The organism is Oceanobacillus sp. M60 (assembly GCF_053839645.1).
In genome coordinates this window covers 89,982-114,703 of sequence record NZ_JBSSNH010000005.1, presented here as the reverse complement: position 1 = coordinate 114,703, position 24,722 = coordinate 89,982, and the positions used below count along the sequence as shown (strand labels likewise).

Annotated in this window: 23 protein-coding genes and 1 riboswitch; all 23 genes read left to right on the top strand. The window is 42.1% G+C overall.

All coding sequences use genetic code 11. The features are described from left to right. Positions 1-127 precede the first annotated feature (127 nt). The 23 genes from ACW0TQ_RS13725 to nrdG all read left to right on the top strand — a co-directional run bounded on the left by ACW0TQ_RS13725 (position 128) and on the right by nrdG (position 24,404). A complete protein-coding gene (locus ACW0TQ_RS13725) occupies positions 128-448 on the top strand; it encodes a thioredoxin family protein (RefSeq protein WP_374705738.1) in 321 nt (106 codons plus the stop codon). Positions 449-588: 140 nt separating this feature from the next. Beyond that, positions 589-688, top strand: a riboswitch (SAM riboswitch). Between the two features lie 128 nt (positions 689-816). Then, entirely contained in the window at positions 817-1,839 is a 1,023-nt protein-coding gene (locus ACW0TQ_RS13720) for a methionine ABC transporter ATP-binding protein (protein WP_256704951.1), read from the top strand. After that, entirely contained in the window at positions 1,832-2,500 is a 669-nt protein-coding gene (locus ACW0TQ_RS13715) for a methionine ABC transporter permease (RefSeq protein ID WP_042530557.1), read from the top strand. Before ACW0TQ_RS13720 ends, ACW0TQ_RS13715 begins: the two co-directional genes overlap by 8 nt. A 61-nt stretch (positions 2,501-2,561) precedes the next feature. Next, positions 2,562-3,419: a MetQ/NlpA family ABC transporter substrate-binding protein gene (locus ACW0TQ_RS13710; protein WP_455725778.1), complete on the top strand. Its 858-nt coding sequence runs from the start codon at positions 2,562-2,564 to the stop codon at positions 3,417-3,419. A gap of 197 nt (positions 3,420-3,616) precedes the next feature. Then, positions 3,617-3,769 (top strand): YuzK family famiily protein, encoded by a 153-nt coding sequence (locus ACW0TQ_RS13705; protein ID WP_175297017.1) that lies wholly within the window; start codon positions 3,617-3,619, stop codon positions 3,767-3,769. 212 nt (positions 3,770-3,981) lie between these two features. Then, entirely contained in the window at positions 3,982-4,770 is a 789-nt protein-coding gene (gene sufC, locus ACW0TQ_RS13700) for a Fe-S cluster assembly ATPase SufC (protein WP_042530560.1), read from the top strand. A 17-nt stretch (positions 4,771-4,787) separates the two neighbouring features. Continuing rightward, entirely contained in the window at positions 4,788-6,098 is a 1,311-nt protein-coding gene (sufD, locus tag ACW0TQ_RS13695) for a Fe-S cluster assembly protein SufD (RefSeq protein WP_042530562.1), read from the top strand. Beyond that, positions 6,098-7,321 carry a cysteine desulfurase gene (locus tag ACW0TQ_RS13690; protein WP_212928770.1) on the top strand — a complete coding sequence of 408 codons (1,224 nt, stop codon included), beginning with the start codon at positions 6,098-6,100 and terminating at the stop codon, positions 7,319-7,321. Before sufD ends, ACW0TQ_RS13690 begins: the two co-directional genes overlap by 1 nt. Continuing rightward, positions 7,308-7,736 carry a Fe-S cluster assembly sulfur transfer protein SufU gene (gene sufU, locus ACW0TQ_RS13685; RefSeq protein ID WP_042530566.1) on the top strand — a complete coding sequence of 143 codons (429 nt, stop codon included), beginning with the start codon at positions 7,308-7,310 and terminating at the stop codon, positions 7,734-7,736. The genes ACW0TQ_RS13690 and sufU overlap by 14 nt, the downstream gene beginning before the upstream one ends. A gap of 38 nt (positions 7,737-7,774) precedes the next feature. Further along, the gene (sufB, locus tag ACW0TQ_RS13680; RefSeq protein WP_193063583.1) at positions 7,775-9,172 is read left to right on the top strand and encodes a Fe-S cluster assembly protein SufB; all 1,398 of its coding nucleotides are present in this window, start codon (positions 7,775-7,777) and stop codon (positions 9,170-9,172) included. 273 nt (positions 9,173-9,445) lie between these two features. Next, positions 9,446-10,432 carry a TraB/GumN family protein gene (locus tag ACW0TQ_RS13675; protein ID WP_193063585.1) on the top strand — a complete coding sequence of 329 codons (987 nt, stop codon included), beginning with the start codon at positions 9,446-9,448 and terminating at the stop codon, positions 10,430-10,432. Positions 10,433-11,167: 735 nt separating this feature from the next. Next, positions 11,168-11,293 carry a YezD family protein gene (locus tag ACW0TQ_RS13670; protein WP_226894844.1) on the top strand — a complete coding sequence of 42 codons (126 nt, stop codon included), beginning with the start codon at positions 11,168-11,170 and terminating at the stop codon, positions 11,291-11,293. Positions 11,294-11,409: 116 nt separating this feature from the next. Continuing rightward, positions 11,410-12,123, top strand: a complete 714-nt coding sequence (locus ACW0TQ_RS13665; RefSeq protein WP_193063586.1) for a phosphoadenylyl-sulfate reductase — start codon at positions 11,410-11,412, stop codon at positions 12,121-12,123. A gap of 45 nt (positions 12,124-12,168) precedes the next feature. Continuing rightward, positions 12,169-13,314, top strand: coding sequence for a sulfate adenylyltransferase (gene sat / locus ACW0TQ_RS13660; protein WP_193063588.1), 1,146 nt, complete (start codon positions 12,169-12,171; stop codon positions 13,312-13,314). A gap of 28 nt (positions 13,315-13,342) precedes the next feature. Further along, positions 13,343-14,419 carry a sulfate permease gene (cysP, locus tag ACW0TQ_RS13655; RefSeq protein WP_042530575.1) on the top strand — a complete coding sequence of 359 codons (1,077 nt, stop codon included), beginning with the start codon at positions 13,343-13,345 and terminating at the stop codon, positions 14,417-14,419. 57 nt (positions 14,420-14,476) lie between these two features. After that, a complete protein-coding gene (gene cysC / locus ACW0TQ_RS13650) occupies positions 14,477-15,085 on the top strand; it encodes an adenylyl-sulfate kinase (RefSeq protein WP_193063590.1) in 609 nt (202 codons plus the stop codon). Positions 15,086-15,167: 82 nt separating this feature from the next. Continuing rightward, entirely contained in the window at positions 15,168-17,006 is a 1,839-nt protein-coding gene (locus ACW0TQ_RS13645; protein ID WP_368901421.1) for an assimilatory sulfite reductase (NADPH) flavoprotein subunit, read from the top strand. Between the two features lie 20 nt (positions 17,007-17,026). After that, entirely contained in the window at positions 17,027-18,760 is a 1,734-nt protein-coding gene (cysI, locus tag ACW0TQ_RS13640) for an assimilatory sulfite reductase (NADPH) hemoprotein subunit (protein ID WP_193063594.1), read from the top strand. A 146-nt stretch (positions 18,761-18,906) separates the two neighbouring features. Continuing rightward, positions 18,907-20,397 (top strand): uroporphyrinogen-III C-methyltransferase, encoded by a 1,491-nt coding sequence (gene cobA / locus ACW0TQ_RS13635; protein ID WP_332094368.1) that lies wholly within the window; start codon positions 18,907-18,909, stop codon positions 20,395-20,397. An 84-nt stretch (positions 20,398-20,481) separates the two neighbouring features. Next, positions 20,482-21,258, top strand: a complete 777-nt coding sequence (locus ACW0TQ_RS13630) for a sirohydrochlorin chelatase (protein ID WP_256704948.1) — start codon at positions 20,482-20,484, stop codon at positions 21,256-21,258. After that, on the top strand, positions 21,258-21,872 hold the full coding sequence (locus ACW0TQ_RS13625; RefSeq protein WP_193063598.1) for a precorrin-2 dehydrogenase/sirohydrochlorin ferrochelatase family protein: 615 nt from the start codon (positions 21,258-21,260) through the stop codon (positions 21,870-21,872). The genes ACW0TQ_RS13630 and ACW0TQ_RS13625 overlap by 1 nt, the downstream gene beginning before the upstream one ends. Before the next feature lie 193 nt (positions 21,873-22,065). Beyond that, positions 22,066-23,943 carry an anaerobic ribonucleoside triphosphate reductase gene (locus ACW0TQ_RS13620; RefSeq protein WP_455725777.1) on the top strand — a complete coding sequence of 626 codons (1,878 nt, stop codon included), beginning with the start codon at positions 22,066-22,068 and terminating at the stop codon, positions 23,941-23,943. Next, positions 23,940-24,404 (top strand): anaerobic ribonucleoside-triphosphate reductase activating protein, encoded by a 465-nt coding sequence (gene nrdG / locus ACW0TQ_RS13615; protein WP_226894831.1) that lies wholly within the window; start codon positions 23,940-23,942, stop codon positions 24,402-24,404. Before ACW0TQ_RS13620 ends, nrdG begins: the two co-directional genes overlap by 4 nt. Positions 24,405-24,722: the final 318 nt, after the last annotated feature.

The window sequence follows — 24,722 nt, the reverse complement described above, 5'->3', positions numbered from 1 at the left end:
AGAATGGATTCTATTCGCCGAGGAAATAAATAAGGAAAGATGCGAAGTCGTTTTATACGCAATCAGTGTAATCCTTTCACTCAGCATATATTATTTTATGGGAAGAAAAAGATTGAGGGGAATGAACTTGAAACAGTTTAGTGGAGAAGAAAAGAATCATCAACGATTCATACTATATATTTATACACCATTTTGCGGGACATGTACGGTAGCCCGCGCTATGCTTGAAAAAATAGAAAGACTGCATAAAACTGATATTTTTACGGAGATGAACGCGTCCATGCACCCTGATTTTATGCAGTCTCATCAAGTCGAAAGCGTGCCATGTCTTGCATTTATGGAAAACGGTAAAATGATTGAGAAAGTGTACACGTTTCAATCGACAGCAAATATTTATCAGTATTTGATGAAATACAAACCGGAATTATTCACAGCAATAAACAACTAAGTTTTTTCTGTACAAGAGGACGGTTCAATATACGAGAAGCAGCAGATTCCACAGAAACCTGAGTGAATGGCTAGGGATTGTGATTGACAAGGCACAAATGGCATGCTACTATAATGGCACTTCATTTAAAAATAGGCAAACTCTTATCAAGAGCGGTGGAGGGACTGGCCCATTGAAACCGCGGCAACCTTCAATCATTGAAAAGGTGCCAATTCCTGCAGGAAACTGTAAAGATAAGGGAGCAATGGACGATATTGTGTATAATAAAGCGTCTTTCTGTTCTCTTGCAGAAGGACGCTTTTTCAATGAAGAGGAAAATATAGCGTACACAATAAAATAGGTTTGTACACATATAGGAGTGAAATAAAGTGATATCCATTGAAGGATTGAAGAAAATATTCTCTTTAGAAAAAAAAGATATTGTCGCCGTAGATAATTTAAATCTAAACGTAGCGGATGGAGATATCTATGGCGTCATCGGATACAGCGGCGCGGGGAAAAGTACTTTTGTGCGTTTGATTAACAGGCTGGAAGAACCAACGACAGGTACGATAAAAATCGGCGATCAGGTTATTACCTCCTTATCGAAAAAGGATTTGCGTATCGCCAGACAGGATATTGGAATGATATTCCAGCATTTTAACCTGCTCTGGTCCCGGACAGTCGCTGAAAATATAGAATTTCCGCTTGAGATTTCCGGTGTGGAGAAAAGCGACCGGAAAAAGCGGGTACTGGAATTGGTTGAATTAGTAGGCTTATCAGGAAAGGAAAATGCCTATCCTGCACAGCTGAGCGGCGGACAAAAGCAGCGGGTAGGAATTGCAAGAGCATTAGCAAACTCTCCGAAGGTGCTGCTTTGTGATGAAGCAACCTCTGCACTTGACCCAGAAACAACGAATCAAATCTTGCGTTTACTGCAGGATATTAATGAAAAGCTGGGTTTAACCATTATTTTGATTACCCATGAAATGCATGTTATCCGCAAAATTTGTAATCGAGTTGCAGTGATGGAGCAGGGGAAAGTAGTAGAAGAAGGAACGGTTCTCGATGTATTTACCAGACCAAAGCAGCCGGTAACACAGAAGTTTGTTGAACAGCTGACTGGATCAGATGAGGAAGAGGAAGACATGACAGAGTTGAAGGAAAGATATCAAGAGGGCGCGTTATTACGGATTCAGTTTTTAGGAGAAAGTGCAAATCAGACCGTAATCAGCCAGCTTGTGAAGAATTTTGATATCCATGTTAATATTTTGCAGGGGAAAATCACCCAGACACAGGTCGGGAGCTATGGGACATTGATTGTTCAGCTGGTAGGTAATCAGCAGGAAGAGGCAATAAAGTACCTGGAAGAACAGGATGTTATTGAATTGGAGGTAATTCAGCATGCTTGAGGAATTATTTCCGAACGTTACAATAGAAGATTTAGTAGAAGCTTCTCAAGAAACACTTTACATGACCATTATAGCTTTAGTCGGTACAGCTATTATTGGCTTACTTTTAGGCCTGCTGTTATTTTTAACATCGAAAGGGAACTTTTGGGAAAATCGATTGATTAATTTTGTTGTTGCAACATTTGTCAATGTATTTCGTGCCGTTCCGTTTATTATATTAATCCTGCTGTTATTTCCTTTCACCGATTTTGTAGTAGGGACATTGCGCGGTCCTAATGCTGCACTGCCGGCTTTAATCCTCGGATCTGCACCTTTCTATGCAAGATTAGTGGAGATTGCATTGAAAGAAGTAGACAAAGGAGTTGTAGAAGCTGCCAAAGCAATGGGAGCTAAAGCAAGTACGATTATTTTTAAGGTGCTGCTTCCGGAGTCCAAGCCTGCACTTGTATCGGGGCTGACGGTTACAGCGATTGCTTTAATCGGTTATACTGCGATGGCAGGTGCGATTGGAGCAGGAGGACTAGGGAACCATGCTTACTATTTCGGGTTTCAGCGGAAAAGCTGGGATGTTGTATTTGTCAGCACAGTCATCATTGTGATTATCGTATTTATCTTCCAGTTTATTGGGGATGCTATAACCAGAAAGATAGACAAGCGTTAAGAAAGGTGCTATTCAAGAATTTCTTGATTCACATAATAAAAAATAAAAAGGGGCGTTCAACATGAAAAAGCTTTGGTTTTTAGCAGCTGCGAGTTTGATTTTATTCTTAGCAGCATGCGGAGGAAATGATGATTCTTCCAACAACGAAGAAGGTACAGGCAGTGATGGGGACGAGCCGGCTGAAATTACAGTTGGTGCTTCCAGTATCCCGCATGCTGAAATCTTAGAAGAAGCAGCACCATTATTAGAAGAAGAAGGAATTACATTAGAAATTGAACAGTATGAAGACTATGTTTTACCGAATGATGATTTAGATAATGGAACACTGGATGCGAACTTCTTCCAGCATCAGCCGTTTCTTGATCAAACGATAGAGGATGCCGGATATGAGATTGAATCTATCGGCGGGGTTCATGTAGAACCAATGGGAGTCTATTCTCAAGGTATTGAAAGTATTGATGATATTCCAGATGGAACAGAGGTAGTATTAAGTAACTCTGTATCAGATCAGGGGAGAATTTTATCTTTATTTGAAGCAAATGGATTAATTACATTAAATGAAGATGTGGATAAAGTTGCTGCAACAATAGACGATATTGAGGAAAATCCGAAAGATTTATCCTTCCACCCGGACGTTGCTCCTGAGATTACACCGGATATTTATAATAGTGAAGAAGATTCATTAGTGGTTATTAACACCAACTTTGCTATCGGAGCAGGATTAAATCCACTTGAAGATGCGCTTTTCATTGAAGGCGATGAATCAGATTATGTAAATGTTATAGCTGTACGTTCAGAAGACAAAGACAGCGAAGCATTAAATACATTAGTAGAGGTACTGCAATCTCAAGAAATACAGGATTTTATTACGGATAACTATAATGGTGCTGTAATTCCAACACCAACTGATGCAGAATAAAGAGCATTTCCGAAGAATACTAAGAATGTGAGAGTATATCCACCTATAGCGAAAGATTTTCATAAATTATCCGAAAATATAAGTTTAAATCGATTTTGAGCGGGAATCATACCTGTGTTAGCATATTGAATGTGTTAAACAAACCGAAAGGATGATTTATTATTACCACTGAAAATGGTTTAAGCTACACTTCGGAAATGGAAAAAGGAATTGGTCAATCAAGAGGTGTCAATTACGAGGAATATGACCGAAGCTTGAATAAAAAGTTAAAAGTGGAAAAAGAAAGAGAACAGGAATACCAGAAGGCGAAGAGACTTTCTACAGAAGCAGTTTCTGGTAATTTAAGATAAAAATAACAAAAGCTGATGTCACGGGGCATCAGCTTTTTAAATGGGAACAGATCATGAAAAAAGTGTCTAAAGAAGCATAGTTAAAAGCTTTTTAAAGACGAATGATAACAGTTGCGAATTAATTTGAAATGCTTTAAGATTGTAATGAGAATAAATTGAGAATGGATATCATATTCATTTCATTTAAAATACAGTTTTTGGAGGTATGATTTATGTCAGGCTCAGTATTAGAAGTTAAGAATCTTCACGTATCTATTGAAGATAAGGAGATATTAAAAGGGGTAGACCTAACCATTAAAGGTGGAGAATTCCATGCTGTCATGGGACCGAATGGTACAGGTAAATCCACATTGGCATCTGCCATTATGGGTCACCCTAAATATGAAATAACAGAAGGATCCATCACCCTCGACGGGGAAGATGTTTTAGAGATGGAAGTAGACGAACGTGCCCGTGCCGGTCTGTTTTTAGCAATGCAGTACCCAAGTGAAATCAGCGGTGTAACTACTTCTGACTTCTTACGTTCTGCGATTAATGCAAAACGCGAAGAAGGCGATGAAATTCCATTGATGAAATTCATCAAAAAATTGGATAAGGACTTAGATTACCTTGATATTGATCAAAATATGGCAACACGTTACCTTAATGAAGGTTTCTCCGGCGGGGAGAAAAAGCGTAACGAAATCCTGCAATTAATGCAGCTGGAGCCAAACATTGCTATCCTTGATGAAATTGATTCAGGGCTGGATATCGACGCATTAAAAGTAGTATCAAAAGGAATCAACCAAATGCGTTCGGATAATTTTGGCTGCTTGATTATTACTCACTATCAACGTCTATTAAACTATATTACACCTGATTTCGTACACGTAATGATGCAGGGACGCGTTGTGAAGTCTGGCGGACCAGAGTTAGCAAAACGTCTTGAAGCAGAAGGTTACGAGTGGATTAAAGAAGAATTAGGAATCGAAGACGAAGAAACTGCAGAACAAAACGCGTAATGTAAGGAGGGATAATCATGACTGTAGAAACAAAGCTTTCATTCAATCAAGAATATATCCAGGCATTTTCCAAAGAACGAAATGAACCCGGCTGGATGGCTACGCTTCGTTCCAAAGCTTTGGAAATGGCTGATTCGCTAGAAATGCCAAAACCAGATAAAACAAAGATTTCAAACTGGAATTTTACAGATTTCCAGCATTCCTATAAAGAAGCGGCAAAAATCGCTTCTCTTGATGAACTGCCTGAAGAATTAAAAGAATACTTCGATGAAGATGCCAGCATGGAGAATCTATATATTCAGCGTAATCAGACAGCTGCATATAACAGCCTTGCGCAGAAGCTTCAGGATAAAGGGGTTATTTTCACAGATATTTTTACAGCAGTCAGAGAGCACAGCGAGCTGGTTGAAAAATATTATATGAATGATGCAGTTGCTGTTGATCAGAACCGTTTAACAGCGCTTCATGCAGCACTGATGAACGGCGGCGTATTTGTATATGTTCCTAAAAATGTACAGGTGGAAGAACCGCTTCAAGCAATCTTCTGGCAGGAAGATAACAGCAGCGCATTATTGAATCACGTGCTTGTTGTAGCAGAAGAAGGCAGCTCATTAACCTATGTAGAAAACTATATTTCTCATAATGATACAGAAGAAAACGTTGCGAACCTTGTAACGGAAGTATTTGCGCATGATAACGCACAGGTTGCTTACGGTGCAGTAGATAACTTTGCTGCCGGCACAACTACGTATGTGAACCGTCGCGGTGTTGCTAAACGTGATGCAAGAATTGACTGGGCACTTGGACAAATGAACGATGGAAATACGGTTTCTGAAAACATTACCTACCTTATGGAGGATAATTCAGCTTCCGAAGCAAAAGCAGTATCTGTCGGACGCGGAAAGCAGACACAGAACTTCACGTCAAGCATTCGCCAATTCGGAAAAGAAACCGATGCGTATATTTTACAGCGCGGTGTGATGAAGGGTTCTGCCTCTACGATTTTCAATGCTATCGGTAAAATTGAACATGGCGGCACAAAATCGAACTCTGAGCAGGAGTCCCGTGTATTGATGCTGAGTGAAAAATCCCGTGGAGATGCCAATCCAATTCTTCTTATTGATGAGGATGACGTAACAGCAGGTCACGCTGCTTCTGTAGGCCGTGTGGATCCGCTGCAAATGTATTATCTTATGAGCAGAGGGTTAGAGCGTGAAGAAGCAGAACGCCTGGTTATTCATGGTTTCTTGGCTCCTGTGGTAGCTCAAATTCCAATTGAGTCAGTACGTAAGCAATTAACACAAGTGATTGAAAGGAAAGTTTATTAATGGATATCAAGGCCATTAAAGAACAATTTCCAATCCTTCAACAGGAAGTAAATGGACACCCCTTAGTATATTTGGATTCTTCTGCGACGTCGCAAAAGCCGATTCAGGTGATTGAAGCGGTGAATGATTATTATAAGCAAAATAATTCCAACGTTCATCGCGGGGTCCATACCCTCGGGTCAAGAGCAACCGATCAATACGAAGGAGCACGCGAAAAGGTCCGGGAGTTTATCAATGCGGGAAGCACGAAAGAAATTATCTTTAACCGGGGTACCACCGCGGGACTCAACTTGGTAGCATCAAGCTATGCCAGAGATAACGTCGGCCCGGATGATGAAATAGTGATTACGCCAATGGAGCATCATAGTAATTTGATACCGTGGCAGCAGGTTGCTAAAGTAACTGGAGCCCGTCTGGTATATCTGCCATTACAGGAAGACGGCTCGATTTTATTAGACGATGTAAAGAATATAGTGAATGAAAAAACAAAAATCGTTGCGATAACACATGTTTCCAATGTTCTTGGAACGATTAACCCAATAAAAGAAATAGCCGAAATTGCACACCAGCATCAAGCTGTGATGGTTGTGGATGGCGCACAGGGTGCTCCACATATCAACGTGGATGTGCAGGATATCGATTGCGATTTCTATGCTTTCTCAGGGCATAAGATGTGCGGGCCGACCGGCATTGGCGTTCTTTATGGGAAGCAGGAGCTTTTAGAAAACATGGAGCCGATTGAATTTGGCGGAGAGATGATTGATTTTGTAAATCTATACGATTCTACATGGAAGGAGCTGCCTTGGAAATTCGAAGGCGGTACACCTATCATTGCAGGAGCAATTGGACTTGCAGCAGCAATCGACTTTCTTCAAGAAGTCGGTCAAGATGAAATACTAGCTCATGAAACAGAGCTGGCAGCCTACGCACTGGAACAGATGCGCACCATCGATGGTATTCAGCTCTATGGACCGGAGAAACGAGCCGGGCTGGTTACGTTTAATCTGGATGATGTACATCCGCATGATACAGCAACCGTGCTTGATGCAGAAGGAATCGCTGTTCGTGCCGGACATCATTGTGCTCAGCCTTTGATGAAATGGCTGGATGTAACAGCAACAGCCAGAGCGAGTTTCTATCTTTATAATACCAAAGAGGATATTGACCTTTTAGTAGCTGGGCTGTTAAAGACAAAGGAGTATTTTGGGAATGGCTTTGAATAACCTCGATACACTTTATAGACAAGTTATTATGGATCATTATAAAAATCCGCGTAACAAAGGAACCCTGGAGAAAGAATCTGTGACAGTAGATATGAACAATCCGACCTGCGGGGATCGTATTCAATTACAATTAGATGTACAAGATGGCATTGTAAAGGACGCGAAATTCCAGGGAGAAGGCTGTTCGATCAGTATGGCATCCGCATCGATGATGACACAGGCAATCAAGGGAATGGAAGTGGAAGCAGCATTGAAAATGTCAGAAGCCTTCTCTGAAATGATGTTAGGACATGACGTCGATTCAGAGGAGATGGGAGATATTGAAGCACTTCAGGGAGTTTCCAAATTTCCTGCACGGATCAAATGTGCAACACTCGCTTGGAAAGCCATGGAAAAGGGTGTACACAACGAATAAGACAGAGCTTTTAATCTGTCAGAGGGAGGTTATTAACAATGGCAAAAAATATGCCGGAAATGGAAGAGTATAAATATGGATTTCACGATAAAGACGTATCTATTTTCCGTACAGAAAAAGGATTAACGCCAAATATTGTTAAAGAAATTTCGAAAATGAAGGAAGAGCCGCAGTGGATGCTGGATTATCGCTTGAAGGCACTGGAGCATTTCTATAGCCGTCCAATGCCGCAATGGGGCGGAGACCTTACAGGTTTAGACTTCGATGAGATTGTTTATTATGTAAAACCTTCTGAGAAACAAGGCAGAACATGGGATGAAGTGCCTGATGAAATCAAGCAGACGTTTGATAAATTAGGTATCCCGGAGGCAGAACAAAAATATCTTGCCGGTGTATCTGCACAGTATGAATCAGAAGTTGTTTACCACAGCTTGAAAGAAGATCTTCAAGAGCTTGGCATCGTCTTTAAGGACACAGATACAGCACTTAAAGAAAATGAAGAGCTGTTTAAAGAATATTTTGGTAAGGTTATTCCTTACTCAGACAATAAGTTTTCTGCATTAAACTCGGCAGTTTGGTCCGGCGGCTCATTTATCTATGTGCCAAAAGGCGTGGAAGCAACAACGCCATTACAAGCTTACTTCCGTATTAACTCTGAAAATATGGGACAGTTTGAACGTACGCTGATTATTGTAGACGAAGGCGCATCTGTACACTATGTCGAAGGCTGTACAGCACCTGTTTATACAACGAACTCGCTTCACAGTGCTGTTGTTGAGATTATTGTTAAAAAGGATGCCTACTGCCGTTATACAACGATTCAAAACTGGGCAAATAACGTTTATAATCTGGTTACGAAACGTGCGACCTGTGATGCGAATGCAACCATGGAATGGATTGACGGAAACATTGGTTCGAAGTTAACGATGAAATATCCTGCTATCCTGCTCAAAGGAGAAGGCGCACGCGGAAATACGCTTTCTATCGCTTTAGCTGGAAAAGGACAATTACAGGATGCTGGTGCGAAAATGCATCACTTGGCTCCAAATACGTCTTCTACCATTGTTTCGAAGTCTATCTCTAAACAAGGCGGAAAAGTATCTTACCGCGGACTGGTACACTTTGGACGTAAAGCAGACGGAGCTCGTTCCAATATTGAGTGTGATACGCTGATTATGGATAACGAGTCTACTTCAGATACGATTCCGTACAATGAAATTCTAAACGACAACATTTCCTTAGAGCACGAAGCAAAAGTTTCGAAAGTATCTGAGGAACAGCTCTTCTATCTAATGAGCCGCGGCTTATCAGAGGAAGAAGCAACAGAAATGATCGTTATGGGCTTCATTGAACCATTTACAAAAGAACTTCCAATGGAATATGCGGTTGAGATGAATCGATTGATCAGCTTCGAAATGGAAGGTTCTATCGGTTAAGTATGCTAAAAAGATTGAATAAAAAAAGTGGCTTCTGCGGAAGTCACTTTTTTTTGTACATTGATGCGTATGATTTATATGATAAAAAGTATTTTAGTAAACGAGTTTGTACATAAATAATCATTCTTAGTAAATCTTTAGGAGCAATTCTTTGTGAGTAAAATATAGAATTATTTCAAAAGCTTTCCAAATACTCAAGTTATTCTGTTAGAATGAACGTATTGTATTTTTTATAAATAAAAATGATGAGGCAGACTAAGGAGGAAAATGGGAATGAAAAAACTTTTATTAGCATTATTCACGCTTCTGCTTGCTGGTATGCTTACGGCATGCAGCGGGGATGAGGACGCGTCTGAAACAGAAAATCCTGCAGAGGAGCCGGCAACAGAAGAGGATGAGGCTGGTGCTGATGAAGCAGAGAAAGAAGAAGCAGAGAGCGGTGAAGGAAAAGGCGGTTTCTTATGGAAGGTAGAATCCGGTGATACCGAAATGTACTTACAAGGAACCATCCATTTAGGAACGGATGACTTTTATCCATTAGATCCAGCGATTGAAGAAGCGTTTGACAGTGCGGATGTGGTACTGCCAGAATTTAATCTGCTGGAGGAAATGCCAGCTCAGGAAGAGGTCTTAGAGTATGCCATGCTGGAAGAGGGGACAACATTGGAAGATGAACTTTCCGATGAGACATATGAAGAGCTTGCTTCTATTTTTGAAGAGAATGGATTAGATTTGGAAACAATGAATGAATTTCAGCCATGGTTCGTAGAGATGATGCTGCTTGAATTTACAACCATGTCCAGCGACGTTGATTCACAAGAAGCTGTTGATTTATACTTCCTTGAAAAAGCAACAGAGGATGAGAAGGAAATTATTTCATTAGAAAGTGCAGAGGAACAATTTGAAGTGCTGAGCGGTTATTCGATGGAAACGCAAATACAGACATTGGAACTAGCGATTGATGGCTATGAAGAGGCTCCAGAAGAGATGGAGGAGCTTGCTGAAGCTTGGCTTGAAGGAGACATTGAAGCGATGGAAACGATGTCTGATGACTATGGAGAAGCTGGAATCAATGCGGAGTATATGGAAGAATTAAATGATAACCGGAATATTGACATGGCAAATAGCCTGGATGATATTTTACAGGAGGATAGCGGTCAGGTGTATTTTGTTTTCGTAGGCACAGCACACTTTACCGTAGAACCAAGTATTATCACAGAGCTTGAAGACAAAGGCTATGAAGTGGAGCATGTGTATTAAGGAAAATTTGTCAGCTTAAAGTAAATTAACTTTTTAGGTACGAAATAGTGGCTTGGAGCGAAACCATTCGCAGTGTGAGCCATTATTTCGTGTTTTTTATTAAAATATAATAACTGAAAAAGTGTCTTTTTTGAAAATAAATCATATCATTAAGATAAGAATACTTTTTTATGAAGTTTGATAGTATAATAAGTAATTAATCAAAAAGAATTGAAGCTCATATAAAGTTTTTTAAAGAGTAAGAAATAAAATGTTAAGGATAGCCGCTCCAACGGGTTTCATGGGGTGAGTAATCTTAGGTCCCAGAAATACACTAAGCTTTCGGTGGGCCCCGAGCTCAGCATTCTTTAAAGAAGACTTGCTGATTGGCAAGCTGACAGGCGCAGACAGAGCTAAAGTCACGCTTATTTCCTGCGGGGTTCTTCCCACAGGGGCTGGGACTGCGGTTACTTGCCCCACCCAAAACCATTGCGATTACTCGCCCCATCGAAAAACGTCGCAGCGGACATCTCTTTGGCAAGGGCACCGATGTTTTAAAGACAAAGTGATTTTCCTGGTTTTTTAACAGAAAATCAAAGCAATTTTCATTACATTTAAAAATTTTTAAATGAGTGATTGACAAAAGGCAGAAATATGGATAGAATACTAATAAATCTTATCAAATTACAGGGAATTGAACTTCCTCAAGCAACGAAAAATAATTAGGGGGAAGATAACATGTCAAAAGAGCATGAAATGGATGATTTTTATGTGAAGTTGAAGGAATTATTAAATGACTTGAATTATGGCACCATAACGATTGTGGTTCAAGATGGAAAGGTAATCCAATTAGAGAAAAATGAAAAAGTAAGATTAAAGTAAACACGAAAAAACACTGCTGACTAGACAACTAGAGGCGGCGTTCTGTTCAGAAGAAAATCTGGAGGAGCGGCGTCTTTTTTAATGGTCAAGTATTATCTGAGAAAGAAGGTTTATGCATGCAATTAACCTATCAAAAAGCTGCGGCAGAGGATTATGAATCTCTGAATCAAAAGCTTAAAAAGAAAGACAGCCTGGAGATATTGAAATGGGCATATCAGACCTATGGTGATGAGCTTGTCTACGCCTGCAGCTTTGGGGCGGAAGGTATTGTTTTGATTGATATGATCCATAAGGTAAAAAAAGATGCTGTCATCGTTTTTCTGGATACCGATTTTCATTTTAAAGAAACCTACGAACTCATTGATCGAGTAAAAGAACGGTATCCGAGTTTACGGATTGAAATGACGAAACCGGAGCTGACACCGGAGGAGCAGGCGGAAGTTCATGGTCCTGAGCTATGGAAGGTGAATCCTGATTTATGCTGCAGCATTCGTAAGCTGATTCCTTTGGAGCAGCAATTAAATCAATACACTGCCTGGATATCCGGCTTACGGCGGGAGCAATCCCCCACAAGAGCTAATACGGAATTTGTTAATCAAGACAGACGGTTTCACTCGATTAAAATTTGTCCTTTGATTCATTGGACAGAAGAAGAAATCTGGATGTATATCCGTCTGCATCAGCTGCCTTATAATGAGCTTCATGATAAAAATTACCCGAGCATTGGCTGTGAACATTGTACAAAAGCGGTGTTGGCAGGGGAAGACGCAAGAAGCGGCAGATGGGCAGACACAAACAAAACAGAATGCGGCTTACATCTGGATAAATAAGCAATCTAGCCAGGATGAAATTGAATATTATTGGAGGTAAACGTTATGACAACCATTGCTCCACATGGAGGAACATTGATTCAACAGTATGAGCCAGACTATGATACACAGGGAATCACACAGGAAATAGAGCTGGATTCCTTTGCTCTTTCCGATTTAGAGCTGATTGGTATTGGGGGATTCAGCCCGTTAACAGGTTTTATGGGAAAAGCAGATTACGAATCGGTAGTCAGCGATATGCGCCTAGCAGATGGAACGGTTTGGAGTATACCAATCACATTGCCAATTTCAGAGACAGCAGCAAACACATTGGAAATCGGAACACGCGCTAAGTTAACTTTTAACAACGAAGTGTATGGTGTCATCGATATTACCGAGGTGTATGAACCAAATAAATGGAAAGAGGCAAAACAGGTATACCGGACGGATGATCAGGCGCATCCAGGTGTGAAGAAGCTGTTTGAACGTCCTGATTATTATGCAGCTGGTCCAATTACATTAACTAAGCGGCTGCAGCGTGATCGTTTTCAAGCCTATTATCTCGATCCAAAAGAAACCAGAGCGCATTTTGAAAAACAAGGCTGGAAAAAGGTAGTCGGCTTTCAAACGAGGAATCCGGTTCACCGGGCTCATGAATATATTCAGAAATCAGCACTCGAAATTGTGGATGGGTTATTCTTAAACCCATTGGTAGGAGATACGAAAGCAGATGATATTCCGGCAGATGTCAGAATGGAAAGCTATGAAGTGCTATTGTCCAAATATTATCCGCGAAACCGGGTATTTCTCGCTGTATTTCCAGCAGCGATGCGTTATGCCGGGCCAAGAGAAGCGATTTTTCATGCATTAGTCCGAAAAAATTATGGCTGTACCCATTTTATTGTCGGGCGCGACCATGCAGGGGTAGGCGACTATTATGGAACCTATGATGCGCAGGTTATCTTCCAGCAATTTTCAGAAGAAGATCTCGAGATTACGCCATTATTTTTTGAGCATAGCTTTTATTGCAAAGCATGCGGGAATATGGCATCGACGAAAACATGTCCTCATGACAAAGAAAGCCATGTGATCTTGTCTGGAACAAAGGTACGAGAGATGTTGACCAATGGAATTACTCCACCTCCTGAATTCAGCCGGAAAGAGGTTGTCGAGGTGCTTATCCGGGGGATGCAGCAGCAAGCAAGTGTGTAAGTAAGAAAGAGAGAGGTGTTTTAGAATTATGCTGGTTGCTGTTGCTTTTATAATTGCTTTATTTTTTGCGATGAACATTGGAGCCAGCGGAACGGCTGCTTCGATGGGGCCGGCTTATGGGAGCGGTGCTATCCCCAAGAAAAGAACGGCAATGATCCTGGTTAGTATTTTTGCTTTATTGGGCGCCTTATCTGGAGGCGAGGTTGTCCGCACGATTGGAAATGGAATCATTTCCCCAGGGGTCCTTGATGTAGAAATTGTCATTATTATTTTAGCGGCAGCTTGTCTGACTTTATTCTTTGCCAACGTATTAGGAATTCCGCTATCTACGAGTGAAGTGGTTGTCGGTGCAATTATTGGAGCAGGTATCGCTTATCAGGCACTTTTATTCGATCAGTTGATTATCATCATTGCATTTTGGCTGATTACTCCTATTACCGCTTTTTTGCTTGGATTGGTGTTAGGGAAATGGATACGCTATGCGGAAAATCGCTGGAAGGAGCTTACAGAGCTTGGTAAATGGAAAAAACCACTGGCTTTTTTGCTCATCGCGGCCGGCTGTATCGAGGCATATGCTGCTGGAATGAATAATGTAGCTAATGCTGTCGGCCCGTTAGTTGGTGTCGGGCTGCTTGATGTGACTATGGCAGTATTGCTTGGCGGACTTTTCGTATCTCTTGGAGCAGTGTTACTGGGAGGCCGCGTGTTAGAAACAAATGGGAAAAAAATTACGCGGCTGTCCTTGCTGCAGGGGAGTGCTGTTTCTTTGACGGGAGGCAGTCTGGTGATAACGGCATCCATTTTTGGCTTGCCGGTGCCGCTGACACAAATAACAACCTCTGCCATCGTTGGCGTTGGAACAGCAGACAAAGGATTTCAAATGTGGCAGCAGAGCATTGTGAAACAAATTATTAAAGTCTGGGTTGTTTCACCGGTTATTTCATTAGTACTGTCGTACGGTCTTATTCTTTTATTTAAAACAACGGATTATTATACGCTTTTCGTAATCCTTTCCGTTTTTATTGCCACAGCAGGTGTCTACAGTCTTTATTTGTCTACAAGAGCAGAGCGTCGTTCCACGTATGACGAAGGCGGAGGCATTTAATGCGTTAAACCTTAGTAAATACATCAGAATGAACAGTTATAGAAGGATGGTGTTTATTTGAAACAAGAAACAAAACATATCGTTTGGCATGATACTGCTGTACAGAAACAAGAACGGCAGCAGAGAAATCAGCATAAAAGCTGTATTTTATGGTTTACCGGACTTTCCGGAGCAGGGAAGTCAACACTAGCTAATGCATTGGAGCATCGTTTATTTGAGCAAGGTTTAAACAGCTATGTGCTGGATGGCGATAATGTCCGGCACGGCCTGAATAAAGGACTTGGCTTCGGTGAAGAAGATCGAAAGGAAAATATCCGCCGAATCGGCGAGGTGGCGAAGCTGTTTGTAGATGCAGGGTTGATTGTCTGCACAGCATTTATTTCTCCATTTGCAGAGGATCGAAATCGGGTGAGAGCGCTGGTTCAAGAGGATGAATTTGTGGAAATTTATGTACGGTGCTCCTTAGAAGCCTGTGAAGACCGCGATCCGAAAGGGTTGTATAAAAAAGCACGTACAGGAGAAATCAGTAATTTTACCGGTATCAGTTCTCCTTATGAGGAACCGCTGCAGCCGGAATTGGTTGTTGATTCCGACCAGCATTCTATTGAAGCATGCGTTGATCAGATGATTGCATTCTTACGAGAAAGAAATTATTTGCCAGATTAATAGGTTCGCATAACACATTAAGAAGATATTTAATTTGAACACATCCTTTAAATTTAAAATTAATTTTGAGAGGTAGATAGCGTTGCAATTTCAAGTGAATAATAGTCCATTTAATCAAGAGCAGGTTGAGCTGCTCAATCGTCTATTTCCAACATTGACGGAAACTCAACAAATATGGCTTGGCGGTTATCTTTCTGCTTTACAAAATGCCGGCGCCGCCCCGGCTGCACCTGTCGCAGAAGCAGTCACAGCGCAATTGCCAACCGCTGCTGTAACAGAAGCTTCCCCGGTAGAGGTGACGGTTCTTTTCGGGTCACAGACAGGGAATTGTCAAGGATTGGCAACAGAGGTGTCAGGAAAGCTAAAAGAAAAAGGAATGAAGGTTACCCTTGCCTCTATGGCTGATTTTAAACCCAATAAACTGAAAAACCTTCAAAACCTGCTGGTTGTAATCAGTACACAGGGAGAAGGAGATCCGCCGGATACAGCGCTTCAATTTCATGAATTTCTCCACGGACGCCGGGCTCCAAAGCTGGAGGACTTGAATTATTCCGTATTGGCGCTCGGAGACAGCTCTTATGACCTTTTCTGTGAAACTGGCAGACAGTTTGATGAGAGATTGGCAGAATTGGGAGGAAATCGAATTATCGACCGTGTGGATTGTGATTTGGATTATGATGAAGCGGCTGAGGAATGGCTGGAAAATGTATTAAATAAGCTGTCTGAGTCACAGGAAACGGCTCAGGCTCCGACAATAGCTGAAGCAGCTGCTGCCGTAGAAACACAAGCTTCCGCATTTTCAAGAACGAATCCATTTGAAGCAGAAATCTTTGAAAGTCTGAATATAAATGGGCGCGGCTCGAATAAAGAAACCTATCATATGGAATTGTCGCTGGAAGGGTCGAACCTGGAGTATGAACCAGGAGACAGCATTGGAATTTATCCTGAAAACGATCCGGTCATTGTCGAAGAGCTTATCAAAGAAACAGGGTGGGCTCCGAATGAGCTGATTCCAGTGAATAAAAAAGGGGATGAAGTTCCTCTGCAAGAAGCATTGCAAAAAAATTATGAAATCACTGTACTGACAAAGCCATTGCTGAAAAAAATAGCGGAATTCACACAAATTCCGGAATTACAGCAATTACTGGAGCAGGGGAACGAAGAAGCGGTAACAGAATATATATACGGACGTGATTTATTAGATTTGATTCGTGATTATCAGATAAAGGATCTTCCGGCAAAGGAATTTATTGCGCTGTTACGAAAAATGCCACCGAGACTATATTCTGTAGCAAGCAGCTACAAAGCAAATCCGGAGGAGGTTCATTTGACGGTTGGAGCAGTACGTTACCAAACTTATGGCAGAGAGCGGAGCGGCGTTTGCTCTGTGCAATGCGCAGATCGAAAAGAGCCGGGGCAGACCCTTTCCGTTTATGTTCATAAAAACCCGAATTTCAAGCTGCCGGCTGATCCGGATAAACCAATTATCATGATTGGCCCGGGAACTGGAATCGCCCCATTCCGCTCCTTCGTAGAAGAACGTGAAATAATGGAAGCAAACGGAAAGTCATGGCTGTTCTTTGGAGACCAGCATTTTGTTACCGATTTTCTTTATCAGACAGATTGGCATCGCTGGTTGAAGAGCGGCGTTTTATCTAAAGTAGATGTGGCTTTTTCGCGGGATAAAGCAGAAAAAGTCTATGTACAGCATCGTATGCTGGAGCAAAGCAAGGAGCTTTATGAATGGCTGAAAGAAGGCGCAGTCGTCTACGTATGCGGTGATGAGAAAAACATGGCAAGTGATGTCCACGATACGCTAGTGACTATCCTGGAACGGGAAGGAAATCTCAGTACAGAAGATGCGCAGCATTATTTAATGGAGATGCAGCAGGAGAAACGCTACCAGCGGGATGTCTATTAGTAAGTAAAGGAGAATCAGAAATGTCAGATAGTAAAACAGTTCATAAACCGGTCCATATTCAGGATGGACCGCCAAGCGATGTAGAAAGAATCAAAAAAGAGAGTAATTATTTACGCGGGACATTGGAAGAAACGCTGAGTGATCCGTTAAGTGCAGGTATCCCGGATGACGATAACCGGTTAATGAAATTCCATGGAAGCTATTTACAGGATGACCGGGATCTGCGTACCGAACGGCAGCGGCAGAAGCTTGAGCCTGCCTATCAATTTATGGTGCGGGTCCGTGTACCCGGAGGAGTTGCTACACCGGAGCAATGGCTGGTTATTGATGAATTGGCTAACACCTACGGGAATCAGACGATTAAATTGACTACCAGACAGGCGTTTCAGATGCATGGCATTTTAAAGTGGAATATGAAAGCAAGTATCAAAGGGATTAATGATGCTTTGATGGATACCCTTGCAGCCTGCGGAGACGTTAACAGGAATGTTATGTGTAATCCTAACCCGGATCAATCGGAGGTGCATGCAGAAGTCCACGAGTGGTCAAAAGTATTGAGTGACTATTTATCTCCGCGCACAAATGCGTACCATGAAATTTGGCTTGATGGGGATAAGGTGGTTGATTCTAAAGAAACTGATGAAGTAGAGCCAATGTATGGAACGGTTTATCTGCCAAGAAAGTTTAAGATTGGAATTGCAGTTCCGCCATCCAATGATGTAGATATCTTTTCGCAGGATTTAGGTTTTATTGCTGTTCTGGAGGATGGACAGCTTCAAGGATTCAATGTATCGGTTGGCGGCGGTATGGGCATGACACATGGCGATACCAATACGTATCCGCAGCTGGGAAGAGTGATTGGTTTCTGTAAGCCGGACCAAATCACGGATGTTGCTGAAAAAATCATTACCATCCAGCGGGATTATGGAAACCGTTCCGAACGAAAATACGCACGTTTTAAATATACGATTGATGCCAGAGGGATTGATTGGCTTAAAAATGAGCTGACGGAACGTTTAGGCTGGCAGCTGGACGAAGCACACGACTTTCATTTTGACCATAACGGCGACCGCTATGGCTGGGTGAAAGGGACGAAGAATCGCTGGAATTTTACGCTTTTTATTCAAAATGGACGTATTCAGGATAAAGAAGACTATCAGCTGATGACGGGACTGCGGGAAATTGCCAAAATTCATACCGGAGATTTCCGTTTAACGGCAAACCAAAACCTGGTAATCGGAAATGTCACCAGTCAGAAGAAAAAGGAAATCATCGCACTTATCGAGCAGTATGGACTGTCAGATGGAAAGGAGCAATCTGCATTACGCCGTAATTCCATGGCTTGTGTTGCTTTTCCGACCTGCGGCTTGGCGATGGCTGAATCAGAGCGTTATCTGCCTTCCTTGATTGAGAAACTGGAAACACTGCTGGAAGAAGAAGGGCTACGTGATGAAGAAATTGTCATTCGGATGTCTGGCTGCCCGAACGGATGCTCACGAGCAGCATTAGGAGAAATTGGCTTTATTGGGAAAGCCCCAGGAAAATATAATATGTATCTAGGAGCAGGATTTGCCGGACAGCGTTTAAGCAAGATTTACCGGGAAAGCATTGGAGAAAAAGAAATTTTAGAAACGCTGCAGCCGATTATTCGGCATTATGCAAAGGAACGTCTGGATGGCGAACACTTCGGTGATTTTGTAGTTCGAAAAGAGTATGTGAAGGCTGTTACTTCTGGAGTAAACTTTCATGATTAAACGTTTTAAGGTTGAAAACTTTAAAGAAGAGACAGGGCTGCGGTTATCGCCCTGCTCTTCTTTAACTTTAAGAAAAGCAGGGCTATTGACTTGAAAAGCCGATTTGATACGAAAAAGCTTAGAAATGGATGAAATGAGGGTGACGAATGATGACAAAACCAGGATGTGTGTACTTAGTCGGAGCTGGTCCTGGAGATATTGGGTTAATGACTTTAAAAGGTTATACGTATTTGCAGCAGGCAGAAGTTGTTTTATACGATAGGCTGGTTAACCCTCTCTTACTGGAATATGCTTCACCGCAAGCAGAATTTATATATTGTGGTAAAATGCCTAAAAAACATATACTGCGTCAGGAAGCAATTAATGAGTTATTAGTAAAGCATGGCTTAGAAGGAAAGAATGTTGTGCGTTTGAAAGGCGGCGACCCAAGCGTATTTGGCCGGGTAGGCGAGGAGGCAGCTGCACTGGAACAGGCCGGTGTGCCTTACGAGATTGTTCCAGGGATAACGGCGGGAATCGGAGCTGCTGCTTATGCGGGCGTGCCTGTTACACATCGTGAGCATAGCTTATCCTTTGCTGTTATTACAGGTCATGATAAGTCGCCTTCAGGTGAACCGCTGATTGACTGGCATGCTTTAGCGAACGGGATCGACACCATTGCGTTCTATATGGGATTGGGCAATCTGCCTTACATTTCAGAACAGCTCATCTCATATGGGCGGTCTTCGGATACGCCAGTTTTATTAATTCAATGGGGCACGACCGGAAAACAGAGAACGCTGCAGGGAAATCTTGCAACTATTGTACAGAAAGCAAAAGCGGCACAGTTTAAAAATCCAGCTATCATCTTAGTAGGAGATGTAAGCACACTGAAAAAAGGAGAAAGCTGGTTTGAAAGCAAGCCGCTGTTTAGTCAGCATTTGCTTCTCGGGCGGGCTGGTGAAGAACCGAGTGAAATGGCCCGGCATTTACGGGAGCAGGGAGCAGAGGTTTTTGAATTTCCGCGGATGCAAAAGAAAAAGCATCTGTTGAAAAAAGCCGATATTCCGGCAAATCGGGATCTTCTTTTTTTATCACCGGCAAGTGTGGACATTTTCTTCGAGTCTCTGCAGGCAAATAAAATCGATATTCGAAGGATTCAAGGTGAATTCTATGGAATTTCTAAAAAAACAGTAAAGGCCATAGAATCCTATCATTGTTTTGGAAAAGAAATAGCAGAACGGAGCCCCGACGCTTCCCCGCTGGTAATATTAGGAGACCCGGAAGGCTTCCATCGAAAAGAGCAGCGTTATCCATTCGTATTTGAGCCTGATTTCATTGCTACGCATAGCTTTATTCGTGTGCAGCAGACGGAGCAAACGTTCAGCCGTCTTCAGGAGGAGGAGCGTATCGAAACGATCATTTTTCCTAATGCGCGTTCTGTGAAAACAGTGACGGAAGGGTTTCAAGCTTGTGGAGAAACGCCAGAAAACATTAGTACCTATGCACGCGTGATTTGTTTTGGAGAAAAATCAAAGCAGGCTGCTGTCAAAGCAGGGTATGCTGTTTCGGAGGTATTATCTGAACCGACCGAAGAAGCACTGCAGGAAGTTCTTTTGCAAAAAGAAGCTCCGCTGGCTGCAGCGGCCTTTTCTTAAAATTTTTAAGTTTTACAATTAATATCGTTCATTAAGCAGAAATTTGCTAGACTTGAAAGAGAATGAGAGGAAGGGGAATACAGGATGCAGGCTATTTTATATATCGGGCATGGAAGCCGGGTACAACGGGGGAATGAGGAGCTTCTGGCTTTTGTAGACAGAGCGAAGAAAAAAAATCCGCAGATTCAGATACAGGAAACCTGCTTTATTGAACTTGCTTCACCATCCATCCAAACAGGCATCGATAGCTGTGTCCGGCAGGGAGCAGCACAGATTGCAGTTGTGCCGGTTCTATTGCTTTCAGCTGGGCATGCAAAGCAGGATATCCCAAAAGAAATAGGGCAGGCAGAAAAACGCTATCCAGACGTAACCTTTACCTATGGAAAGGTGATGGGAGTAGATCCGGCAATCATTGATTTACTAAACAAACGCCTGGAAATGGGAGGACTGAAGCAAACCGGTAAACCGCCTGTGTATGAAGAACGCGAACCTGCTTCTGTATTACTTGTCGGGCGGGGCAGCAGTGATCCGGATGCCAATAGCGACCTTGCCAAAATTGCACGCTTATTATGGGAGGCAGCTCCGGTAAATGAAGTAAATACATGTTATCTGGCAGCAACCCGTCCTACATTGGATGAGGGGCTGGAGCAATTGCTTAAAAGTCCTAATTCGGTGGTGTATGTTGTCCCCTATTTGCTATTCTCCGGTGTATTAATGAGGGAGCTGCGCCAGAAATTAGATGAACTGTCTGAACGGACAGATAAACAATTTATTCTTTGTCCGTACTTAGGATTTGATGATCAGCTCGTTACAGTCCTAGTCGATCGAGTCAATACATTGCTGAAAGGAAGAGTCAGCTGATGCACATGCCGCTTTTTTTAGAGGTGAAGAATCAGACCGTCATTGCAGTCGGCGGAGGAGCTGTTGCAGCGAGAAAAATACGTCATTTTTTAGATGCTGGAGCTGCTATCACTATCATTGCGCCGAAGCTTCATCCATTTTTGCAGCAGCTTTATCAAAAAGGAAAAATCAAGTGGCAGGAAAGAGAGGTTCACGAGGGAGAACATTTTAATTGTCTATTTCTTTTATTGATGACAGATAAGAAAGAACTGAATGTGTCCCTTTATGAAAACAAACAGCCGCATCAGCTGGCTTATGTTGCAAATGATGCCATGAAAAGTGATGTATCCTTTCCTGCTGTTCTACAAAGGGGAGCGCTAAGCCTTGCGTTGTCCACCGGCGGTGCGAGTCCAATTTATGCAAAACAGTTAAAAAATAAGCTGGCGGATCAGCTGCCAGCAGAAATAGAAGCTGATCTTATCTTTCTTGATCAGGCAAGAAAAAGAATCCTCACCCTGCCTTTAACACCCGAGCAAAAAAAGCAGATTCTACAGAAAATTACAGAAGAGGAATTCCTGCGGCAGGGTAACCGGCAGCAGCTTCTGGAAGAAATGCTTGAAACGGTTCAAAAATGACTTAAAAAATTCATAATCGGGATAGAGAATGAGAAGAAAAAGTGGTAAAAGTCATAAAATATCCATTTGAACTTCTTTCTAACCTCCTTTACCATAGAACTATATATAGTTCTGCTTTGTTTTCAAACATACTATATATAGTTTTTGAGTGCGTTGAAACGTATTTGCGGAGACGAAGAAGGAGGAATAGAAGATGGCGGAAGTAATGACTGCTCCTGAAAGTACAGAAGCAGATTTAATGCAGGATTTTCAAGAGATTATATCCAGCACCAATCAGGATTTAATACAGGAGAATGCCAATGTGGACGGGAAATCACCATGCGGGCAGATGAACAAGTTTGCTAGTGAAAGTGCAAAACTTTATGCGAAAGAAAAGATGTTGAGCCGAGAAGCGAAGCAGGCAATGGAGGATAATTATATTCATATTCATGATTTAGATTATATGCCCACGGGGACAGCGACCTGCTGCCAAATTCCTTTAGGAAAATTGTTGGAAAAAGGGTTTAACACAGGGCATGGACATATGCGCTCCCCACAAAGCATTCTGAGTGCGATGGCATTAGCGGCAATCGTTTTTCAAAGCAACCAAAATCAGCAGCATGGTGGACAGAGCTTCCAGGCGTTTGATTATGATTTAGCGCCGTTTGTGAAGAAGTCCTATCAAAAGCGGCTGCATAGATTACAGCAATATCAGCTTCCCCTTGCTCCACAGGAATTGGAGAAGTTAGCTTGGGAGGAAACGGACCGGGAATGCTACCAGGCCTGTGAAGCGTTTATTCATAATTTAAACAGCCTCCATTCCAGAAGCGGCGGTCAGGTTCCATTTACGTCAATCAATTATGGAACAGATACAAGCAGAGAAGGAAGACTGATTATAAAAAATCTTCTTTTAGCTACACAGGCTGGTTTAGGAAAAGGGGAGACACCAATTTTTCCGATTCAAATTTTTAAAATGAAAAAAGACGTTAATTTTTATAAAGCGGATCCAAACTATGATTTGTATCAGCTGGCTTTGGAAACAACAGCAAAAAGGCTTTTTCCAAACTTCAGCTTTATCGATGCGCCATTCAACTTCGTTTATTATGAAGAAGGAAATCCGGATTCGGAAGTAGCTTATATGGGCTGCCGTACGCGTATTATGGCTAATCGTCATGGAGAAGAAAATAGTCTCGGGCGCGGCAATATCTCCTTTACCAGTATTAATTTAGTGAAAATAGCGCTGACCTCATCAACCGTCGAGGCATTTATGGCGAAATTAGAGGTCTATACGGAAATGGTCATTCGTCAATTGTATGAACGGTATGTATTTCAGGCATATAAACTTGTGAATAACTTCACTTTTTTGCATGGAGAAGGTGTCTGGACAGGCAGTGACGAATTAAATCCAGAGGATACATTGGAAGAGGTATTGAAGCAGGGGAGTTTAAGTGTTGGTTTTATTGGCCTGGCGGAGTGTTTAAAAGCATTGACAGGCAAGCATCATGGAGAATCAGAACAGGCGCAGGAGCTGGGAGAAGAGATTGTTGCCTTTTTACGGAAGAAATGTGACGAGGCTGCAGAAGACTATGATTTGAATTATTCGCTGATTGCAACACCGGCAGAAGGGCTGAGTGGCCGATTTGTGAAGCAGGATTGCAAGGATTTTGGAAAAAGAGACGGAATTACAGACAGAGATTATTATACAAATTCGTTTCATATTCCTGTGTACTATCCGATTCGAGCTGTGGAGAAAATAAAACGGGAAGCTGTCTATCACCCATATACCAATGCGGGTCATATCACTTATATTGAAGTAGACGGAGATGTCAGCAAAAATATAAAAGCTATCGACACCCTTGTGAAAACCATGGCTGAAAGCGGGATTGGCTATGGCAGTGTAAACCATCCGGTCGACCGCTGTCAAAGCTGCGGCTATACCGGAACGATCGATAACGAGTGTCCAAGCTGTCAAATCGCGGATGAAAGACAATTTGACCGGATTCGCCGTATTACCGGCTATCTGGTAGGAACAATGGATAAATGGAATACAGCAAAAGCATCGGAAGAACGAGACAGAGTGAGGCATGTATGATGGAAACAGCACGGATTTTATCCATTTATCATGATTCAGTCGTTGATGGAGAGGGCTTACGTACGGTTATTTTCTTTGCCGGCTGTCCCCATTACTGCAAGGGATGCCATAATCCAAGGTCCTGGAATATACGGAATGGCAAGGAGATGGATGTGCAGCAGATTGTCGAGGAGGCATGGAATCCATTGACAGATATTACGTTAAGCGGCGGAGATCCATTTTACCAGGCACAGGCTGCAGCAAGTATTGCCAGACAATTGAAGGCGCTTGGGAAAAATATATGGGCGTATACTGGATGGACGATCGAAGAGCTGCGTGAGAACAAAGATCCGCATCAGCTGGAGCTTCTTAACTATGTAGATGTGCTGGTGGACGGACCATTTATATTGGCTGAGCGGGATTTAACCTTATCCTTTCGTGGCAGCCGGAATCAGCGGATTATTGAGATGGGGAATGAGTAGAAGTAACATCGGCAGAAAAACTGACCAGAGACAAGGTCAGTTTTTTTGATGGGCAAAAACTGACTGTTGCAAAGTCTATATTGGCTTTTGGCAGATTAGAGTATATCCAAGCAAGCATAAAAGGAAAAAGAAGTATATAATAGCTTCCATAGCAGCAGGATAAGTTAAATCATTTTTAAAAGATAAATATGAAGATTTTGTAAAGATTCCTTCTTTTCTGCAGTAATAAGGTTTCAATCGAATGAAAAAAGGCAATAGCTCAAGATAAAGAAAAACCTTTCATTGCTGTATTATTTTGAAAATGGGGATGGAATGTGT

Bases quoted from the DNA above. Each gene is read 5' to 3' on its own strand.
- ACW0TQ_RS13715 (WP_042530557.1), top strand. From the start codon at position 1,832: ATGCTTGAGGAATTATTTCCGAACGTTACAATAGAAGATTTAGTAGAA.
- ACW0TQ_RS13710 (WP_455725778.1), top strand. From the start codon at position 2,562: ATGAAAAAGCTTTGGTTTTTAGCAGCTGCGAGTTTGATTTTATTCTTA.
- ACW0TQ_RS13705 (WP_175297017.1), top strand. From the start codon at position 3,617: ATGGAAAAAGGAATTGGTCAATCAAGAGGTGTCAATTACGAGGAATAT.
- sufC (WP_042530560.1), top strand. From the start codon at position 3,982: ATGTCAGGCTCAGTATTAGAAGTTAAGAATCTTCACGTATCTATTGAA.
- sufD (WP_042530562.1), top strand. From the start codon at position 4,788: ATGACTGTAGAAACAAAGCTTTCATTCAATCAAGAATATATCCAGGCA.
- ACW0TQ_RS13690 (WP_212928770.1), top strand. From the start codon at position 6,098: ATGGATATCAAGGCCATTAAAGAACAATTTCCAATCCTTCAACAGGAA.
- sufU (WP_042530566.1), top strand. From the start codon at position 7,308: ATGGCTTTGAATAACCTCGATACACTTTATAGACAAGTTATTATGGAT.
- sufB (WP_193063583.1), top strand. From the start codon at position 7,775: ATGGCAAAAAATATGCCGGAAATGGAAGAGTATAAATATGGATTTCAC.
- ACW0TQ_RS13675 (WP_193063585.1), top strand. From the start codon at position 9,446: ATGAAAAAACTTTTATTAGCATTATTCACGCTTCTGCTTGCTGGTATG.
- ACW0TQ_RS13670 (WP_226894844.1), top strand. From the start codon at position 11,168: ATGGATGATTTTTATGTGAAGTTGAAGGAATTATTAAATGACTTGAAT.
- ACW0TQ_RS13665 (WP_193063586.1), top strand. From the start codon at position 11,410: ATGCAATTAACCTATCAAAAAGCTGCGGCAGAGGATTATGAATCTCTG.
- sat (WP_193063588.1), top strand. From the start codon at position 12,169: ATGACAACCATTGCTCCACATGGAGGAACATTGATTCAACAGTATGAG.
- cysP (WP_042530575.1), top strand. From the start codon at position 13,343: ATGCTGGTTGCTGTTGCTTTTATAATTGCTTTATTTTTTGCGATGAAC.
- cysI (WP_193063594.1), top strand. From the start codon at position 17,027: ATGTCAGATAGTAAAACAGTTCATAAACCGGTCCATATTCAGGATGGA.
- cobA (WP_332094368.1), top strand. From the start codon at position 18,907: ATGATGACAAAACCAGGATGTGTGTACTTAGTCGGAGCTGGTCCTGGA.
- ACW0TQ_RS13630 (WP_256704948.1), top strand. From the start codon at position 20,482: ATGCAGGCTATTTTATATATCGGGCATGGAAGCCGGGTACAACGGGGG.
- ACW0TQ_RS13625 (WP_193063598.1), top strand. From the start codon at position 21,258: ATGCACATGCCGCTTTTTTTAGAGGTGAAGAATCAGACCGTCATTGCA.
- ACW0TQ_RS13620 (WP_455725777.1), top strand. From the start codon at position 22,066: ATGGCGGAAGTAATGACTGCTCCTGAAAGTACAGAAGCAGATTTAATG.
- nrdG (WP_226894831.1), top strand. From the start codon at position 23,940: ATGATGGAAACAGCACGGATTTTATCCATTTATCATGATTCAGTCGTT.